17 protein-coding genes are annotated in these 18781 nt (G+C 64.0%); 7 read left to right on the top strand and 10 right to left on the bottom strand.

The window, feature by feature from the left end; genetic code table 11:
* The first annotated feature begins 276 nt into the window (after positions 1-276).
* On the top strand, positions 277-531 hold the full coding sequence (locus ACXJ7R_RS08210; RefSeq protein ID WP_457151391.1) for a hypothetical protein: 255 nt from the start codon (positions 277-279) through the stop codon (positions 529-531).
* 62 nt (positions 532-593) lie between these two features.
* Here ACXJ7R_RS08210 and ACXJ7R_RS08205 read toward each other — a convergent pair whose 3' ends face one another.
* Positions 594-1724, bottom strand: coding sequence for a DmpA family aminopeptidase (locus tag ACXJ7R_RS08205; RefSeq protein ID WP_457151390.1), 1131 nt, complete (start codon positions 1722-1724; stop codon positions 594-596).
* Between the two features lie 4 nt (positions 1725-1728).
* Positions 1729-3294 (bottom strand): exodeoxyribonuclease VII large subunit, encoded by a 1566-nt coding sequence (gene xseA / locus ACXJ7R_RS08200; protein WP_457151389.1) that lies wholly within the window; start codon positions 3292-3294, stop codon positions 1729-1731.
* A gap of 147 nt (positions 3295-3441) precedes the next feature.
* On the opposite strand from xseA, the gene ACXJ7R_RS08195 reads away from it, so the two are divergent.
* Positions 3442-5625 carry a bifunctional diguanylate cyclase/phosphodiesterase gene (locus tag ACXJ7R_RS08195; protein WP_457151388.1) on the top strand — a complete coding sequence of 728 codons (2184 nt, stop codon included), beginning with the start codon at positions 3442-3444 and terminating at the stop codon, positions 5623-5625.
* A 24-nt stretch (positions 5626-5649) separates the two neighbouring features.
* Here the strand turns inward: ACXJ7R_RS08195 and ACXJ7R_RS08190 are convergent, their stop codons facing one another.
* Positions 5650-6606, bottom strand: a complete 957-nt coding sequence (locus ACXJ7R_RS08190) for a LysR substrate-binding domain-containing protein (protein ID WP_457151387.1) — start codon at positions 6604-6606, stop codon at positions 5650-5652.
* Between the two features lie 177 nt (positions 6607-6783).
* Here ACXJ7R_RS08190 and ACXJ7R_RS08185 point away from each other — a divergent pair, with 177 nt between their 5' ends.
* Positions 6784-7074, top strand: a complete 291-nt coding sequence (locus tag ACXJ7R_RS08185; protein WP_457151386.1) for a DUF1127 domain-containing protein — start codon at positions 6784-6786, stop codon at positions 7072-7074.
* A gap of 166 nt (positions 7075-7240) precedes the next feature.
* On the opposite strand, the gene ACXJ7R_RS08180 is transcribed toward ACXJ7R_RS08185, so the two are convergent.
* The 4 genes from ACXJ7R_RS08180 to ACXJ7R_RS08165 form a co-directional block, all read right to left on the bottom strand.
* The gene (locus tag ACXJ7R_RS08180; protein WP_457151385.1) at positions 7241-8254 is read right to left on the bottom strand and encodes a DUF937 domain-containing protein; all 1014 of its coding nucleotides are present in this window, start codon (positions 8252-8254) and stop codon (positions 7241-7243) included.
* A 104-nt stretch (positions 8255-8358) separates the two neighbouring features.
* Positions 8359-9732 (bottom strand): glutamate--cysteine ligase, encoded by a 1374-nt coding sequence (locus tag ACXJ7R_RS08175; protein ID WP_457151384.1) that lies wholly within the window; start codon positions 9730-9732, stop codon positions 8359-8361.
* A gap of 245 nt (positions 9733-9977) precedes the next feature.
* Entirely contained in the window at positions 9978-10712 is a 735-nt protein-coding gene (locus tag ACXJ7R_RS08170; RefSeq protein WP_457151383.1) for a 16S rRNA (uracil(1498)-N(3))-methyltransferase, read from the bottom strand.
* Positions 10713-10743: 31 nt separating this feature from the next.
* Positions 10744-11406 carry a hypothetical protein gene (locus ACXJ7R_RS08165; RefSeq protein WP_457151382.1) on the bottom strand — a complete coding sequence of 221 codons (663 nt, stop codon included), beginning with the start codon at positions 11404-11406 and terminating at the stop codon, positions 10744-10746.
* 88 nt (positions 11407-11494) lie between these two features.
* On the opposite strand from ACXJ7R_RS08165, the gene ACXJ7R_RS08160 reads away from it, so the two are divergent.
* Complete coding sequence (locus ACXJ7R_RS08160; RefSeq protein ID WP_457151381.1) at positions 11495-12193, top strand: type 1 glutamine amidotransferase; 699 nt, start codon at positions 11495-11497, stop codon at positions 12191-12193.
* A 438-nt stretch (positions 12194-12631) separates the two neighbouring features.
* A complete protein-coding gene (locus ACXJ7R_RS08155) occupies positions 12632-12763 on the top strand; it encodes a hypothetical protein (RefSeq protein WP_257784452.1) in 132 nt (43 codons plus the stop codon).
* A gap of 38 nt (positions 12764-12801) precedes the next feature.
* On the opposite strand, the gene ACXJ7R_RS08150 is transcribed toward ACXJ7R_RS08155, so the two are convergent.
* The 3 genes from ACXJ7R_RS08150 to ACXJ7R_RS08140 are packed head-to-tail and all read right to left on the bottom strand — an operon-like array spanning position 12802 to position 15588.
* Positions 12802-13593 carry a metallophosphoesterase gene (locus ACXJ7R_RS08150; RefSeq protein ID WP_457151380.1) on the bottom strand — a complete coding sequence of 264 codons (792 nt, stop codon included), beginning with the start codon at positions 13591-13593 and terminating at the stop codon, positions 12802-12804.
* A gap of 35 nt (positions 13594-13628) precedes the next feature.
* On the bottom strand, positions 13629-14765 hold the full coding sequence (locus ACXJ7R_RS08145) for an alpha-hydroxy acid oxidase (protein ID WP_457151379.1): 1137 nt from the start codon (positions 14763-14765) through the stop codon (positions 13629-13631).
* 43 nt (positions 14766-14808) lie between these two features.
* Positions 14809-15588 (bottom strand): FCD domain-containing protein, encoded by a 780-nt coding sequence (locus ACXJ7R_RS08140; RefSeq protein WP_457151378.1) that lies wholly within the window; start codon positions 15586-15588, stop codon positions 14809-14811.
* Positions 15589-15796: 208 nt separating this feature from the next.
* Between ACXJ7R_RS08140 and ACXJ7R_RS08135 the strand changes: the two genes are divergently transcribed.
* Positions 15797-17119, top strand: a complete 1323-nt coding sequence (locus tag ACXJ7R_RS08135; RefSeq protein WP_457151377.1) for a DUF3422 family protein — start codon at positions 15797-15799, stop codon at positions 17117-17119.
* Positions 17120-17253: 134 nt separating this feature from the next.
* A complete protein-coding gene (locus ACXJ7R_RS08130) occupies positions 17254-18750 on the top strand; it encodes an FAD-linked oxidase C-terminal domain-containing protein (RefSeq protein ID WP_457151376.1) in 1497 nt (498 codons plus the stop codon).
* The last annotated feature ends 31 nt before the right edge of the window (positions 18751-18781 follow it).

Raw genomic sequence — 18781 nt, 5'->3', positions numbered from 1 at the left:
GTTACGGATTGCGCCATCTATTGTGACGAAATCGGCTAGGAAACCGGAAAAAAGCAAATAGAAACAGTGGCGCAAAGCTGGGCGTGATCCCAGCCAACGGTACCGATCCCTCAGAAACAGAATGCTCTTGACCCCTCGATTTCCTTTGACGCTGTGGACCTTGGACAAGATCGGCTTGCCGGCTGGCGACGACTCGGTTCGTATGGGAGCATGCATCCTTTGCGGGGTGTCGGCGTTTATGATTACCAACCGGCTTTGCCGCCAGGGAACAGCAGTATGAGTGAACACGCGATCGAGTTCTTGCGGGGATGGATAGGCGAAAAGGTCCACTGCCAGTCATCCCACGCCAGGATCGACAAGCAGGCCGAGTCTCTGGCCAAGGAATGCGCTGCCAAGGCGGCAGAGGTCGGCATCCCTCTGGAGGATATCCAGGAAGAGGTCGGCGACATTCAGGAACTGATCGCCTCCCGGCTCGAGGAAGCGGCCGAGGCCGACGAGAACCAGCAGGCCCCCAGCAAAGCCGCGGAATAGCCGCTTAGAGCAATTCCAGGAAAACTGTCTGAAACGCGGGCTATTCGGCCCGCGTCTTCGTATTAATCATCCCCTCCGCCAAATTTCTCTTTCAGCCACACTTTCGGCAACGCCGGCACGAAATTGCCGTCGCGTCCGCTCATGTCGTCATTGGCGACCAAGGCGTTAAGGATCGATTCCTCCACGCTCTGGATCACCGCATCGAAAAACGGATCGATGTCGGTGTCGGGAACAAAATCGGCGCTAGCGATGCGGCCGGATGGTGCCAGCGCCGCGCTCGCATTGGCGGTCGAGAAGGCGATAAAGATGTCGCCTGAACTGTGATAGCCGAAGCCGCCGGTCATGGCGACGCCAAGCGGCACACGGCGGGCCAGCCGCTTCATCTGATGCGGCAGGAATGGCGCGTCGGTGGCGATGACGGCGATGATCGAGCCCTTTTCGGCACGCGGTGCGCCCTGCCGGATCGCCGGCTCGGCAAGCTCTGGCCCTGCGCGCAGGCCGCGAACCGTAAAATTGTGGCGCTTGCCGAAATTCGACTGCACGAAGGCGCCGACAGTGTAGGCGCGGCCGTGCCATTCGACGATGCGCGACGCGGTCCCGGATCCGGCCTTGAAGCCGAAGGTGATCATGCCGGTGCCGCCGCCGACGCTGCCTTCCTCGATCGGCCCGCTGGCCGCACCGTCAAGTGCCTGCGCAACATGCTCTGATGTCAAATGGTGGCCGTTGATGTCGTTGAGGAAGCCGTCAAAGGTCTCCGCCGCCACCGGCAGGCCCCAGGCGCTGTCGAGTGCCGCCGGCAGCACGCTTTGCATCCAGCGCAGCGTGCCATCGCGTGAAACACCGCATGAATGCGTGTTGGTGATGGTGATCGGAAAGTTGAATGCGCCGGTTTCCTCGACGATGTGCGAGCCGGTCAGTTCGCCATTGCCGTTCTGGCTGAAGATGCCGGCAAAGACCGGCGTGGCGAGATCGGCGCGCGGCCTGGGCAGGATCGCGGTGACGCCGGTACGCACCGGTCCCTGGCCGACGACGAGCGCTCCATCGCCTGAAATCAGCGTCGTGTAACCGACGGCAACGCCCGGCACATCGGTGATCGCGTTGAACGGACCGGGTGTGCCGTCGAAACCGGTGCCGAAACGCCGCGCGCGCGGCTTGCCGGAAGGCGTTGCCAGATGGTTCGGATTGTCGGTCATGATCTCAGAACAGCGATCCCTGATTGCCGGGTTCTTTGGCCTTTGCCGCCGGCTTGGCCACGGCTTTCGGTCTTGCCGTGCCGCTGGTGGCAATCGCATCGGCGGTGCCGTCGGCGAACTCCAGCGAAAGCGCCATTCCCGACGCCACCTCAGCCGCATGTTTGATCACTGCCCCATCGGCGTCCTTCACCAGGGCGAAGCCGCGCGCCAGCACTGCCTTGTGCGAAAGCGTGGTCAACAGGCGATCGGCCTGGCTCAATTGTCCGCGCAGGCGCTCGAGCCGGACGGAGATCACCCGATCCTGTCGCCGCGCCAGCGCTGCCAGCGTGTCCCCTTGCAGCTTTTGGCGCCGCACGATCGGGGCCGGCGAAAGCCGCGTCGCGGTGCGCGAAAATCGTGCGCGACGTTCGCGCACGATGGCAAAAAATGCCGCTTGCGCGCGGGCGAGGTCGCGGCCGGTCAGCGTGCGGGCTTCATTCATGCGCCGCGACAGCGTGGCCGGCGTCAGCCTTTGGCCTTGAAGCCGCGCCCGCTTGCGGTCGACGCTGACGGACAGCGCCCGGCCGAGCCGGCTTGTCGCCTCGTCGAGGCGGCGGCGCGGCAGCGCCAGCAATTGATCGGGCGAGGGCAGCGCGCGGGCGGCGGCACGCGCGGCTTGCCGCTTGCGCTCGAAATTGCGCAAGACCGCCGCCTTGAGCCGCGCACCAAGGCTGGCAAGCGTCGCTTCGAGGTCGGCCTTCACCGGCACCGCAATTTCGGCGGCACCTGTCGGTGTCGGGGCCCGGCGATCCGCGACGAGGTCGATCAGCGTCCAGTCGGTCTCGTGGCCGACAGCCGAGATCACCGGAATGGCGGAGGCGGCAACGGCACGCGCCAGCGCCTCGTCGTTGAAGCCCCAAAGGTCTTCGAGGCTGCCGCCGCCGCGCGCCACGATCAGCAGATCGGGGCGCTGGATGGCACCGTCCCAGGCCAGCGCGTTGAAGCCATTGACAGCGGCGGTCACTTCCGCGCCCGCCGTCTCGCCCTGCACGCGCACCGGCCAGACCAGCACATGCAATGGAAACCGGTCCTTGATGCGATGAATGATGTCGCGGATGACGGAACCTGTCGGCGAGGTGACGACGCCGATGACGCGCGGCATGAACGGCAGCAACCGCTTGCGGCCGGGGTCGAACAGGCCCTCGGCCTGCAGCCGGCGCTTTCGCTCTTCCAGCAGCGCCATCAGGGCGCCGGCGCCGGCTGGCTCCAGATTGTCGATGACGATCTGGTAGTTCGATTTGCCGGGATAGGTGGTGAGCTTGCCGGTGGCGATTACCTCCATCCCCTCCTCGGGGCGGAATTTCAGCCGGCTCATCGTCCCCTTCCACACCACGGCATCGAGCCGCGCGCGGTCGTCCTTCAGCGCAAAATAGGCATGACCGGACGAATGCGGCCCGCGATAGCCGGATATTTCGCCACGCACCCGCACATTGCCGAACACGTCCTCGACCGTGCGCTTCAGCGCGCCGGAAATCTCGCTCACCGTGTATTCGGTGGCGTTCGTGCGTGATTCGGATGCTGCCTCGCTCATTGGCCGATTGGGGAACGGTTGAACGCCCACGTCAAGGCGCCTGTGACGGACCACTACGTCATAACGCGATGTTAAGCCTGCTTTGATTGAGTTGCATCCAACGAAGCTGGCCAAGGACGCATGAGCGCAAGCGGACATCGCAGCCCATTGACGTATCAGGTCACGCTGACCGTGCTGGCGCTTGCCGCTTTTGCGCTGGTCATGGTCGTCGGATTTGGCTTCTACGCGGCCGTGCAGACCGATCGTGCCTCGCTTGAGCGACAAAAGGTATTCTTCGCCAACGGTTTGCAGGATCAGATCGCTACCGTGGAGCGCGAGCAGGAAAGTATCTCGGTCTGGGACGATTCCATCCTCAACGCCAAGGCCGGCAACCAGCAATGGATGGTCGAGAACATCAGCGTCTGGATGTATACCTACTACGGTCACAACCGTGTCTATGTGCTGGACGAGGCAAACCGGCCGATCCACGCCATGCAGGAAGGCAAGGTGATGCCGCTGGCCGTCTACGGCGCGGATGAGCCTGCTTTGCGCCCCACCATCGAAAAGCTGCGCCAGCTGATCGCTCAACCGCCGCAACAGAACGCATCCGGCGGCCCGACCAAAATGGTCGCCGAGGACCTCGTGTCGCTTGGGGGCAAGCCGGCGATCCTCAGCATCGCACCGCTGGTGCCGAGTTCGGACCGCGTCACCCAGGCGCCGGGCAGCGAATATCTGCATGTCTCGATCGAGTTCATCAACGACGCTGTCATCGGCAAGATCGCCGAAAAATATCTGCTCGATGGCGCGCACCTGCTGCTGTTGTCGCAACCGGTCAGCTCCGCCGCCATTCCGCTGATGAATTCACGCGGTGTCATTCTCGGCTACATCGGCTGGGATCAGGAGCGCCCCGGTCTGACGCTGGTGCGCAAGGCGGGCCCGGCGTTGGTCGCCGGCGTGCTGCTTGCCGCGGGTGCATTGATCTTTCTTCTGCGGCGCCTGCGGCGGACATCGCTGGCGCTGCAGACCAGTCAGGCGCAGGCGCAGTATCTCGCCTTTCACGATACGCTGACGGGCCTCCCCAACCGGGCTCTCTTCGAGGACAGGTTGCGGCGGGCCTTGCTGACGACCGGGCGCGATACGGCAAGGATGGCGCTGTTTTATCTCGATATCGATCGTTTCAAGCATGTCAACGACACGCTCGGCCATCCCGCTGGCGACGAGCTTGTGCGCCAGACGGCAACCAGGCTGCAGCAGACGATCCGGGAAATCGACACGGTGGCGCGGCTCGGCGGCGACGAGTTCGCGATCATTCTGGTCGATGTTCGCGACATCAGGGCGGCCGAGGATGTTTCGGAACGGCTGCTGCGGAAGATGCAGGAGCCGTTCAGGCTGATGGACGATCAGGTCTTCGTCAGCGCCAGCATCGGAATTGCCCTGGCGTTGGGTCCGCAAGTCGATGCTGACGATTTGCTGCGCAAGGCCGACATTGCGCTTTACGAGGCCAAGAAGAACGGCCGCGGTCGCCATCAGATCTTCGCCGGCGACATGGACGACCTCCTGCTGCACAAGCGCAAGGTCGAGAACGAGCTCCGCAGCGCCCTTGCTGGCGGGACCGGGATAAAACTGGCCTATCAGCCGATTTTCGCCGCGGATGGCAGGACGATCGCCGGCGCCGAAGCGCTGATCCGCTGGGCGCATGAGATCCATGGCGCGTTGCCGCCGCAACAGTTCATCGCCATTGCCGAGGAACGCGGCATGATCGGCGAGCTCGGCAAATGGGTGCTGGCCGAGGCCTGCCGGTTCGCCGTCGGCACGCAATTGCCCTGGGTTGCCGTCAACGTCTCGCCGCTGCAACTGCGCGACGCCGGGTTCGCCGACGAGGTTGCGTTGATCCTTGCCGAGACCGGGCTGGCGCCGTCGCGGTTGCAACTCGAGATCACCGAAAGTGTGCTTCTGGAAAACAACGACACCACCAGGACGGTACTGGCGGCCTTGCGCCAAACCGGCATCGGGGTCGCGCTCGATGATTTCGGCACCGGCTATTCTTCGCTGAACTACTTGCGCCGCCATGCCATCGACAAGCTCAAGATCGACCGTTCCTTCGTGCGCCTTCTCGACAATGATCGAAACTCCACCGCGATCGTCAAGGCGTTGGTCGACCTTGCCATCGCTCTCGACGTCGAGGTCACCGCGGAGGGGGTCGAGACCGAGGAGCAAAAGGCCCTGCTCGTCGGCATGGGCTGCCATCAGTTGCAGGGCTATCTGCTGTCACCGCCGCTGGAGCCGGCCCAGATGCTGGCCCTGGCAGGCCCTTCGCCCGGCGAGGGCAGATCGGCTTCGGCCCTTGGTTGATCTTCCTGTCAGGGAGGATCTGGCCTACCAGCCCGGCAGGATCTGGTTCGGCTTCGTCCTCTTCATCTTGGCATAGGCGAGGGCGGCGAAGTCGAATGTCCCGGTCTCTTCGCCGATCGGCACGGAAATATTGTCCAGGCTTTCCGAAATGTGGCGGGCAAGCGCATCGACGATCTCCGGCCGCGACGTCTGCCCGCGCATGATGCCGATACGGCAATCGGGCAGGGCGCCAAAGCCGTCGGCTTCACCCAGCACCCGCATGCCGGGCCTGAGCGCGCATTCCGGCAACACCGAGATCGCCAGGCCAGAAAGTACGGCGGCGGTGATGACAGTTGCCGAGAAGCTGGTGAACAAGATGCGATAGTCCCGGTGCTGCTGGTCTAGCACGTCGACGGCGGCGCGCCGCCAGATGCAATTCGGCCGGCCGAAGGCCATCGGCAGCGTCGGCTGCTCGTGCGTCGCATGGTTGGCCGAGGTGACCCACAGCAGCGGCTCGCGCCGCACCACTTCCGACTGGCCGCGTACATCATTGTGCGTCACCAGTGCCAGGTCGAGATTGCCGCGCTTGATATGCTCGACCAGCCCTGGCGTCGGCTCGCAGATGACGGTCAGTTCGACGCGCGGATTGGAGCGCGTGAAGCGCGCCATGATCTCGGGCAGGAAACGGTCGGCATAGTCGTCCGGCGTGCCGATGCGGATCGTGCCTTCGAGCCGCCGGTCGTCGAAGGCGGCCAGTGTTTCGCGGTTGAGATAGAGCAGCCGCCGCGCATAGGAGAGCAGCTTGTCGCCCTCCTCGGTCAGCCTGTTGGTACGCCCGTCCTTTTCGAACAGCGGCTTGCCGATCCGCTCTTCCAGCCGGCGCATCTGCATCGATACTGCCGACTGTGTCCGGTGCACCTCTTCGGCCGCCCGCGTAAAGCTGCCGGTGTCGGCAATCGAGATGAAGGTCTGCAACTGATCGAGATCGAGTGGCGCTTTCATCGGTCCAATCCATCACTAGTGTTGATGCCTAGGATTAGAAACATTCGTTGGATTAATCAATCGGTCGATGGCAAATTGTCATTGTCCACATGAAGGCATGTGAATCGAAGCCGAAACGGTCGCTGTCGTCAGCGCCGATGGCAGGGCTTTGTCCGTTCGAGTCTGAAGGAGACCGACATGACCACGTTTGATTTCGCCACCGAGACCTCGCGCATTACCTCGCGTCCGGCCGTTGCGACGCGCGTGGCAAACACCGTCTCCAACGTTTACCGCGCCTGGAAAAACCGCCGCGCCTTCTATCGCCTTGGCGAGATGTCGGATTCCGAACTCGCCGATATCGGCCTGACGCGCGCCGATCTCCATGTCGCCATCGACATACCGTTTGGCCGCGATCCGACGAAGATCTTGCGCGAAATCGCCAGCGATCGCGTCGAAACGATCGAGCATTTCGCCCGCAAGGGGGCCTGATCGCCTGGCTTGGTTGCTATCGCACCGGTTGCCGTGAACCTTTTTAAGGTTCGACGCGACTGACGAGTATGCAGGCCCCCACTCCCTGCCGGATCCCCGCCGGCCCGCCTGCACGCTGGCCCGGTCCTCCCAGGACCGGGCTTTTCTTTTGAAGTGCCGATCGGTGCTACCGCCGATCCATGTCCCGCTTGAACTGGTCGAAGATCGTTTCCACGCCCTTCTGGTACTCGTCACGCTGCTGGGCGCCGGTCTCGAACATCTTGCCGAACAGGTCGTCGAACGGGTTCCTCGGCCGGCCGCTCGGATTGGTCTGCGGCTGCGGCGCCTGCCGCTGCGGTGGTGCCTGTGGCTGTTGCGGTGCGGGCTGTCCGCCCCCGCCGAAGCCGCCACCACCTTGCCGCAGCATCTCCTCGAAGATCTTGCCGAGTGGGTTGTCGCCATAGGGGCTCTGGGTCTGCTGCGGTTGCGATTGCTGCGGCTGCGGCGCTCCACCGCCGAACATGTCCTGCAGCACCTTGCCGAGCGGATTGTCGCCATAGGGATTGGGTGCCTGCTGCGGATGGCTTTGCGGCTGCGGGGCACCGCCGCCGAACATGTCCTGCAAAACCTTGCCGAGCGGGTTGTCCATCGGATTCTGCGGCTGCGGTGCCTGGCGCGGCTGTGGAGCGGGGGCTTGCATGCCGCTTTGCCGCATCATCTGCTCGATGATCTCGCCGAGCGGATTGTTGCCGCCGCCAAGGCCGCCGGCCGCCTGCATCTGATTTGTCGTCTGCTTGAACAGCCCGCCCATGACCATCGAGGCGATGGTCGGCAGCATCTGCTGCAGGATCTGCTGGCTGACGCCGCTGGCTTGCGCTGCCTGGCTAGCCACGGCCCGCGACAGGTCCTTCGAGCCGAACAGGTGCCCCAAAATGCCGTTGCCCTCATCGACGCCTTGCGGCGAGAAGGCTCGGGTCGCGTCCTCGAAATACTTGGCGTGCTGGCCGCTCGCCATCGCCGTCATGAAGGCGCCGAGCCCATAGGGATCGGCCGTGTTGCGCTGCAGCCCCTGCGAAAAGGCCGGCAGCAGAGCGGCAACGGCTGCCTGTGTCTGCTGCATCGAAAGCCCGTATTGCTGGGCAAGGGCCTGCATGCCGTTGCCGTTCTGGGCCTGGGCCAGCATATCGAACAAGGTAGGCATCGGCTTTCTCCTCCGGGAAATCCTAGGGTGGAGAGCCTAATTCGTTTCGATGGCCGATTGAAGCGGCTTTTGCCAATCAATCGGCCGCGCCTGCACTCGCAGGGTTAGTAGGCGTATTCCATGAAGACCGGCTCGATCGAGCCGCCCCAGCGCGTGTGGTAGGCGGAGAGCATCTCCTCGGCGCTGGTGGTGCCGCGTGCGACCACTTCATCGAGCGTGTTGAGGAACGAGGTCTCGTCATAGCCGTCGCGGTTCTTGCGGCCGCGGTTCTTCAAGCCCATGCGCGAGATGACCATCACGTCGCGGGCGATCTCGCGCAGCGTGGTGTTGCGGAAGGGCGCTGAAATGCCTTGTTCCGGCACCGCGTTGCGCATCGCCAGCACTTCGTCATATGTCCAGCTTGAGGTCAGTGCCTCGGCGGCGTCGAGCGCTGCCTCGTCATAGAGCAATCCGACCCAGAAAGCCGGCAACGCGCAGATGCGCCGCCACGGCCCGCCATCGGCGCCGCGCATCTCGAGGAAACGCTTCAGCCGCACGTCCGGGAACAGCGTCGACAGATGGTTCGCCCAGTCGCCCATCGTCGGCAGCCCGTCCGGCACTTCATTGCGCGCGGCGCCGGCCATGAACTGGCGGAAGGTGATGTGCGTCATGTCGTGATAGTGGCCGTCGCGTATGACGAAATACATCGGCACGTCGAGCGCCCATTCGACATAGTCGGCGAAACCGAAATCGGGCGAGAAGCAGAATTCGAGCAGGCCCGAGCGCTGGTTGTCGGTGTCGCGCCAGATGTCGCCGCGCCAGCTCTGCAATCTGTTCGGCCGGCTCTCGGTGAACGGCGAATTGGCGAACAATGCCGTCGACAGCGGCTGCAGCTTCAGCGACACCTGCATCTTGCGGCGCATGTCGGCCTCGCTCTCGAAATCGAGGTTCACCTGGATCGTGCAGGTGCGGTACATCATGTCGAGACCCTTGGTGCCGACCTTGGGCATGTAGCGCGTCATGATCTCATAGCGCGACTTCGGCATTTTCGGCGTCTCGGCCAGCGACCATTTCGGGCTGCCGCCGAGGCCGAGAAAGCGGATGCCCATCGGCTCGGCGATCTCGCGCACCTGTGCCAGATGCGCATTGCCCTCGCGGCAGGTCTGGTGGATCGTCTCCAGCGGCGCGCCGGACAGCTCGAACTGGCCACCCGGCTCTAGCGAAATCGCACCCTGGCCGGTCGGTTCGACCAGGCCGATGATGCGGCCGTCATCGATGATCGGATCCCAGCCGAGTTTCTGCTGCATGCCTTCGAGGATGGCGCGGATGCCGCGCTCGCCGCCATAGGGCACAGGCGCGTTGCCATCGACATAGAACGGGAATTTCTCGTGCTCGGTGCCGATGCGCCACTTGTCGCGCGGCTTGTTGCCTTCGGCCAGATGCTCGACGAGTTCATCGACGCCTTCGATCGGGCGGAAATCGGTAGTGTCGCGCGCCATGATAGAGCCCTCCGCACATAATCCCGAAGATCGGCTTTCGATTATCGGAAAGGATCACGTGCCCCTTCAAGTGTTACAGCGTCCTTTGCGCGTCCGAAAGGACACGCGGAGTTGTAGGACGGTCGGACGACCGCCGGCGCTAGATGGACGAAATGTCAGTAGTCGATCAAGCGAAAAATCCTGAGCCACAGGTCAACAGGAATTGAACGATACTGCGCTCTCCGTCCCTTGCAAGGAATGAAGTCTCACCAGTCTCCGACGGTTGCCTGGATCACCGAAAGTGCTGCCACCGCCGCCGTATCGGCGCGCAGGATACGCGGTCCGAGCGGAATGGCCGTGACGAAGGGCAGGGCGCGCAGCATCTTGCGCTCGTCATCGGAGAAGCCGCCCTCCGGCCCGACCAGCAGCCCGAGCTTCTTTTCCTTGACCGCCTGCAGAGCCGGCAGCGGATTGTTGGTCGAGGCGTCCTCGTCGCAGAAGATCAACCGCCGCTCTCTGTCCCAGCCGGTCAGCAGGYGGTCGAACTTTTCGGCTTCACACACCTCCGGCACCGCCAGGATGCCGCACTGTTCGGCGGCCTCGACGACATTGGCGCGCAGGCGATCGATGGAAGGTTTTGCCACTTGCGTGTGCTGGGTGATGACCGGCTGCAGGACACCGGCGCCCATTTCGACCGCCTTCTGCACGAGATAGTCAAGCCGGCCCTGCTTCAGCGGCGCAAAGCAGTAGATGAGATCGGGCAGTGGCGGTTGCGGCCGTTGCAGCGTCAGCACCTTCAGCCGCACCGCCCTTTTTGTCTTCGCCGCGATGGCCGCCGACCATTCACCGTCACGACCGTTGAACACCAGGATTTCGGCGCCTTCGCCAAGCCTCAGCACATGCAGCAGATAGTGGCTCTGCTGCTGACCGGCATCGAACTCGATCTCGGGCCCGAGGTCGTCGGGCACGAACAGGCGTTGCATCTTGTAATTGGCGCGCATCGCCGAGGAATGAGCGAGCCGCCCGCCGGCGTCAAGCCTCGGCGGTCGGATGCCACACCGGTCGAAAGCCATGCTGCAAGACGGCGAGCGTCGTGGCCGGCGTCAGCAACGCAAGCGCCTTGCCTTCGAGCAGGCTGAAATCGCGGGGTGGGCCATATCCGGCAAAAGACCACCGCAGCGCCTTTCCGCCGCGCAAGGCATAGGCGGTGCCGCTATCAGCAAGCATCGCACCGTCGGGAAGACCCGTAAGGTCCTCGAGGGCCAGTATCGGTGGCTTGCCACCGGACGCCAGCCGCTCCTTGTGCAGCCGCTTGTCGACCTGCGGCGCGCGTGGCTCGGCAATGCCGAAGGCATCGCCGAAGCGGCCGACGAAATCCTTGGCCCGTTCGCGCTGGCAAAAGAAGCAGGGGCGATGCCCGGCCGCCAGCGCCGTTACCTCGTCGAGGAAGAACAGCTCGGTCCAGCCCGCTTTGCCACCCAACTGGTCGTCGCTCTTCCGGTTGCGCCCCATCGGCTCGCGCCGCACGTCGCGGAATTGGCAGATGCAGATGATCCAGGCCGGAAGCGCCCAGCGCTTTTTCAGCAGCGTCTTTGTCTCGGGATCGTGGATGATGCCGCGATTGCCGGTGAACAGCCCGCGCTCGGGCACGGCGTGGATGGCGCCGAACGGATCGACCCGGTTCTGCAGTGGCATAGTTTTCTCCCGCAACACGCATCTTGGCTGCAATGCTGGCGGCATGATATCGCTCCTCGCATCATTTTCATGTCAGCAGGGTTTTGCGATGCGGGTGCTGGTGGTCCAGAACTACGACAATACCGGTCTTGGCCAGGTCGGCGCGGCCCTGGCGGAAGCGGGCGCCGACCTCGATCTGCGTTTGCCCTACAAGGGCGATCCCCTGCCGGATGATGCTGGCGGGCACGACGCCATGGTGGTGCTCGGCGGTGGCCAGAACGCGCTGGACGACGACGATTATCCCTATTTCCCGGCTCTGCTCGAACTGACCCGCGATTTCGCCGACAAGGACCGTGCCGTGCTCGGCATCTGCCTCGGCAGCCAGCTCGTTGCCCGCGCCTTCGGTGGCGAGAACCGCATCGGCGGCGCCAACGAGTTCGGCTGGCACGGCGTGTCGCTGACGCCGGACGCCAAGGCCGATCCGGTGCTTGGCGCGTTGCCGGAAAAATTCTCGATCTTCCAGTGGCACGACGACACGTTCGTGCTGCCTGAGAACGCCGTGCGGCTCGCCGGCAATGATGTCGCCGAGAACCAGGCGTTTCGCGTTGGCCGCGCCGTCTACGGCTTCCAGTTCCATTTCGAGGCCGACCGGCCGATGGTGCAGGACTGGAGCACGTCCTTTGCGCCGACCATCGCCGCGCGCCATCCCGACTGGGCCGGCAAGCTCGATGGCGAAATGGCCCGTAACGGGCCTGATGCCGACGCTGCCGGCCTGGCCATTGCCCGCGCCTGGGTGGCGACGATCTAGGGTGCGTTGATATTCAGGTGATGCCGGCCTGCAAACGCCGGCTTCCTGCACTTCCGGTGCTCACGTACCCAAAAGTACGCTCCGCTCCGGTTCTCGGAACCCATCGTTTTCGGCTCGGCCTGACCTGAATCTCAACACACCCTAATTTGAGCACCCCAGTGTCCTGCCGCGTGACATAATTGGCACGCGGCGGTGAAACCGCCTGGGGAAAACCCCTTTCATCCTTGGCTTGTGTCCGCCCGTCATCCTAGAAGGCGCGCGCTCTGCATCGGCTGTGCAACCGCGGTGAACCTTTGGTGTGACCCGCGCGACACACCGTCGATACAGAACGCGCCTAGAAGCGCGAAATCGTCGAAACTTTGAAGCGAATTCTCCGTTTCAACGCATTGGTAACCGCCTGGTGCACAGATGCAGCAAGCTCAACAAGAGATGACGTCCGTGAAAGCAGCGCTTCTGTCCTTTGCTATGTTGTCCGCCATCGTGCTGTGCGGCCTCGGCATCTATTCCGCCGACGCAGCCAACAACCACAACGCCGTCGACGGCTACGGCGTCACCGCCTCGCTTCGCTAAAAGCCGGAGCGTTTTTCGCGTCCCTGGACGCGCCGCGCTCAAGCTCCCTTCGTCGTCCCAGCCTCCTTGATCGTGATCGTCAGGATGCGTTTGTCCGGGCCGTCGACGACGAGCGCGCTGAGCATGCCTGATTGCCAGGCAAGCGTGTCGACATTGACGCGGTTGGCCATCACTTCCGCTTCCGGCACCGGCGTGTGCCCGTGCACCACGATCTTCGGGAACAGGCCCGGATAATTGTGGAAGATGTCGCGGATCCACATCAGATCCTGCGGATTTTGCCTTGCCAGCGCGATGCCCGGCCTGATGCCGGCATGGCAGAAGAAGAAATCCCCGAGCGTCAGCGAAAGCCGCAGCGATCGCAAAAAATCGATATGGGTTTGCGGCACCGCCTCGACCAGGGATTCATGTCCTTTGCGCACGGCGGCCTCGGCTTTRCCGAACCACATGCTGGTGCCTTCACTGATCGCCACGCCGTAGGACAGCGCCGTCTGGATGCCGCCGAAACGGATGAAAAGCCCTTCCGGGTCGGGCTTCTTGAGAAAGTCGAGAAAGCCGACGTCGTGGTTGCCGGCCAGCATCACATGGCGCGGGTCGCGCTCTCGCGCCTCGATCAGGAAGTCGATGACGCCTTTGGAGTCCGGTCCACGGTCGACATAGTCGCCAAGATGGATGACGCGCCAGTCGGCAGGCGCATCCCGCTCGATCTCATCCTCGATCCGCTGATGCATGGCGGCCAACAGGTCGAGCCGGCCATGCACGTCGCCGATCGCATAAAGACGCACACCTTCCGGCCCATGCGCGTCGAGAAAATGGATGCCGGGTTCTGCCAACTCTGCGCCGTCTCCGTGGTCAGGCTGTCACGGACTTAGCGCCGGAGCTGGTCCTTGCCCATGTCGGTGACCAGACGCTTTCCGCACAGCGCCAGCGTGATGTCCATCTCCTTGCGGATGATTTCCAATGCCTTGGTAACTCCTTCCTTGCCGAGCGCACCCAGGCCGTAAAGAAATRGCCGGCCGATATAGGTGCCCTTGGCGCCGAGGCAGAGCGCCTTCAGCACATCCTGGCCGGAGCGGATGCCGYCATCCATGTGCACTTCGATCGTGTCGCCGACCGCGTCCGCAATCTCCTCCAGCGCCATGATCGAAGACGACGCGCCATCGAGTTGCCGCCCACCATGGTTGGAGACGATGATAGCGTCGGCGCCGGTCTTGACCGCCATCAGCGCATCTTCCTTGTCGAGAATGCCCTTGAGGATCAGCTTGCCGCCCCAGCGTTCCTTGATCCAGGCGACATCCCTCCATGACAGATGCGGATCGAACTGCTCCGTCGTCCAGGAGGACAACGAGGCGACGTCGCCGACGCCCTTGGCGTGGCCGACAATATTGCGGAAGGTGCGGCGCTTGGTGCCGGCCATGCCCATCCACCAGCGCGGGCGAATGGCGATGTCGGCGATGTTGGCCAGCGTCATCCTGGGCGGCGCCGAAAGTCCGTTGCGGACATCCTTGTGGCGTTGTCCGAGGATCTGCAGGTCGAGCGTCAGCACCAGCGCCGAGCACTTCGCCGCCTTTGCCCGGTCGATCAGGTCGAGCACGAAATCCTTGTCGCGCAGCACATAGAGCTGGAACCAGAATGGCTTCCTGGTCACCGAGGCGACATCCTCGATCGAGCAGATGCTCATCGTCGACAGGGTAAATGGCACGCCGAACTCCTCGGCCGCCTGCGCCGCCAGCATCTCGCCATCGGCATGCTGCATGCCGGTCAGGCCGGTCGGCGCCAGCGCCACCGGCATTGCCACCTTCTCGCCGATCATGGTCGATTCCAGCGAGCGGTTGCTCATGTCGACCAGCACGCGCTGGCGGAATTTGATCTTGGCGAAATCCTCCTCGTTGGCCCGATAGGTGCTTTCCGTCCAGGCGCCGGAATCGGCGTATTCGAAGAACATTTTTGGTACGCGCCGGCGCGCGAGGTCCTTGAGATCGGCGATTGTGAGGATTTGGCTCATGAGGGTTCCCGCTTATCAGTCCTGGGAGCGTCTGCGTGTGAATTCATCTGGCCCCTTCAGACCGTTGCCTGAGCCTCAGCCGCGAGACGCGTTGCCAGTCGCCGCTGCGCTCGGCCTCGGCCATCGACCGCTCGACATAGATCATGTGGTCCATCGCCGCTTGCCGCGCGGCCGCAGGGTCACCGGCCTTCACCGCGGCATGGATCGCCCGGTGCTGGGCAAGCAGCGCGTCGCGCGCGCCGGGCACGGTGAACACCAGCAGCCGGTTCTGGAACACGCCTTCCGACAGCAGCCGGTAGCAGGAGCGCAGCGTGTGCAAGAGCAGGATGTTGTGCGCGCACTCGCAGATCGCGTGGTGGAACTCGACATCGATTTCGGCTTCGTCGTCGAAATCGCCGGTCCGGTGCGCTTCATCCATGCGCGCCATGATGCGGTCGAGCAGCGCCAGATCCTCCGGAGTGGCGCGTCGCGCCGCATACTCGGCCGCGACGCCCTCGATCTCGCGGCGGTATTCCAGGTAGTCGGCCACCGCCTTGCGATGCATCGAGATCAGGTCGGCCACCGGCTTGGTGAACAGCTGGCCAATGATGTCGGCGACATGCGTGCCGCCGCCGGCCTTGGTCGTCAAAAGGCCGCGCCCTTCGAGCGCCTTGAGAGCATCGCGCAGGATCGGCCGCGACACGTCGAACTGGCGTGCGAGCTCGCGCTCGCCAGGCAACCGGTCGCCGGTGCGCAGCACGCCTTCCAGGATGAGGCTCTCGATCTGCTGCACCACCTCGTCGGCGGTGCGCGAATGCTCGATCCTGGAAAAAATGTCGCTCAACAGAATGCCTGGAAGGTGAACCGCTGTCGTGCAGGATAAAGCCTGCGTCGCCAACTGGTCAAATTATTTATCCAATTGGTCGAAGCGGGTCGATTTTGACGCCTGACGCCATATCGTCTTCGGCTAAACTTTGCTGTTTGCGTCATCTGGCCATTGGCCCTAGAGGGACGCAATGTAAGAGGGTCTAGAGAACCCCGGGGGACAAGCCGTGTCAGACGACCCGTCCAATCTCGAGTTCCAGCCGCGCGCCAAGGGCAGCGTCATGGGTTTTCCCGCGCATGAGGGCCGGCCCGGTGCGCTTGGCGAGGTCCATGCCCGGCCGCATCCGCTGATCGACAAGCCGCGTGTCCTGGTGCAACTCGCCTTCATGACCGAGGGCGGATCCGGTGTCGACCATGCGGTGCTGTCCGAACTGTCGCGGCGTCTGGGCATTGCCGCGCCCGACCGCCAGGCCCGCCACCACGCCATGAAGTGGGGCAAGGGCTCGCTGCGCTGGGAGCGGCACACGGAATTCTCGACCTACCTGTGGGAAGGCCCGCTCTCCGAAAGCGGCAGGGCGCTGGAGGACTCGCCGTTCGGCAACGGGTTTTCCCCGCCGGGAACCGTCATCTCGGGGATCAGGCTCGAAATCCGCAAGTGGACGCAAGCGAGCGAGCGGCTGATCGCCGGCTTCGACCCGACCAGCCTGTGCTATTCGCTGGTCGAACGCGGCAACGCCGCCATCGTCACCGATTTCCGCCAGGATGGCGACGGCATGACCCGCATGCTGGTGCTCGACCGCGGCCTGACGCCGGCGCGAACCGGGGCGCTGTCGCAACGGCTGATCGACATCGAAACCTACCGAACGCTGGCCATGCTCGGCCTGCCATTGGCGCTGACCCTGTCCGGCCGCGCCCGCCGCATCGAGGACAGGCTGGCGCAGACCACGCTGGAGATGAAGGTCGCCGAAACCCGCGACAGCCAGACGCTGCTGGCCGACCTGACCGAGCTCGCCGCCGAACTGGAAGCGGACGCCGCGTCGAGCCTCTACCGTTTCGGCGCCAGCCGCGCCTATGACGGCATCGTCGTCGAGCGGCTGGAAGCGCTCGAGGAAGAAGCCGTGCCCGGCTACGACACCTGGGGTGGGTTCCTGCAGCGCCGCGTCGCACCGGCCATGCGCACCTGCCGTTCGGTCGAGGAGCGCCAGGCCAATCTGTCGCGCAAGCTGACCCGCGCCACGACGCTGCTGCGCACCTGGGTCGATGTCGAGGTCGAGAAGCAGAACCGCGACCTGCTGGCGTCGATGAACAATCGCGCCCGCCTGCAACTGCGCCTGCAGCAGACCGTCGAAGGCCTCTCGGTCGCCGCTGTCTCCTATTATGTGGTCGGCCTCGTCGGCTATGTCGCCAAGGGCGCCTCGATCTTCGGCCATGCCTTCGCGCCGGAGGTCGTCACCGCGGCCTCGGTACCCGTCGCCATTCTGCTGGTGTGGTGGGGCGTGCGCCGCGTACGCCGGATGCATTCCGAACCCGGCAAGCCGGCGGGCGAATAGGGCTGTACAGCGGCAGATTGCCGCTGCGGAAGCCTGTCCGGCGGTGACTTTGGGCTTTCCGCCAAAGCGGGATTTGCAACCGGCGCGCTTCACTGGTAAAAGATTTTGACCAGTCAAGCAAAACGAGGCTGCTGATGTCCGGCCTGGCCATGCCGAAACCAGACGACGCCACGATGCGCCGGCGCGACGAGATCGTCGCCGACATGCGCATCATCGTACCGGGCGAGGGCGTCGTCGACGCCGCCAATTCCATGCGGGCCTTCGAGAGTGATGGCCTGACCGCCTATCGGCAGTTGCCGCTGGTCGTCGTGCTGCCACAGACGGTGGCGCAGGTTTCCCGCGTGCTGAAATACTGCAACGACCGCAACATCCGCGTCGTGCCGCGGGGCTCCGGCACCTCGCTGTCTGGCGGCGCATTGCCGCTGGAAGACGCGGTGCTGCTGGTCATGAGCCGTTTCAACCGCATTCTTGCGATCGATTTCCCCAACCGGGTCGTCGTCGCTCAGCCGGGCGTCACCAATCTCGGCATCACCACCGCCGTCGAGCAGGAGGGCTTCTWCTACGCCCCCGATCCATCCTCCCAGMTCGCCTGCTCGATCGGCGGCAATGTGGCAGAAAATTCCGGCGGCGTGCACTGCCTGAAATACGGCCTCACCGCCAACAATGTGCTCGGCATCGAGATGGTGTTGATGAATGGCGAGGTGGTGCGGCTCGGCGGCAGTCACCTCGATGCGGAAGGTTACGACCTGCTCGGTGTGATGACCGGTTCGGAAGGTCTGCTCGGCGTCGTCACCGAGGTCACCGTGCGCATCCTGAAAAAGCCGGAGACCGCACGCGCCCTGCTCATCGGCTTTCCGACCAGCGAACAGGGCGGCCAGTGCGTCGCCGACATCATCGGCGCCGGCATCATTCCGGGCGGCATGGAAATGATGGACCGGCCGGCGATCCATGCCGCGGAAGATTTCGTCCATGCCGGCTATCCCCTGGATGTCGAGGCGCTGCTGATCGTCGAGCTCGACGGGCCGAGCGTGGAGGTCGACCACCTGATCGGCCTTGTCGAAGCTATCGCCTACAAGAACGGTTCGACCACCTGCCGCATCTCGCAGTCGGAGCAGGAGCGGTTGAGCTTCTGGGCCGGCCGCAAGGCGGCCTTTCCGGCGGTTGGCCGCATCTCGCCCGACTATTACTGCATGGACGGCACCATCCCGCGCAAGGAACTGCCGCGCGTGCTTGCCGGCATGCGCGAGCTGTCGGAGACATACGGTCTCGGCGTCGCCAATGTCTTTCACGCCGGCGACGGTAATCTGCATCCGCTGATCCTTTACGACGCCAATGTGCCGGGCGAACTCGACAAGGCCGAAAGCTTCGGCGCCGACATATTGCGGCTCTGCGTCAAGGTCGGCGKCGTGCTCACTGGCGAACACGGCGTGGGCGTCGAGAAGCGCGACCTGATGCCGGAGATGTTCAACCAGATCGACCTCGACCAGCAGATGCGGGTCAAATGCGCCTTCGACCCCAACCACCTGCTCAACCCGGGAAAGGTCTTCCCGCAGCTACGCCGCTGCGCCGAACTCGGGCGCATGCACATTTCCGGCGGCAAGCTGCCGTTTCCGGACATTCCGAGGTTTTGAGAGGAAATGTCGGCGCTTGAACACCCCCCTC

This window comes from Mesorhizobium sp. P5_C1, assembly GCF_054049815.1.
This window is presented reverse-complemented; position numbering and strand designations above follow the sequence as displayed.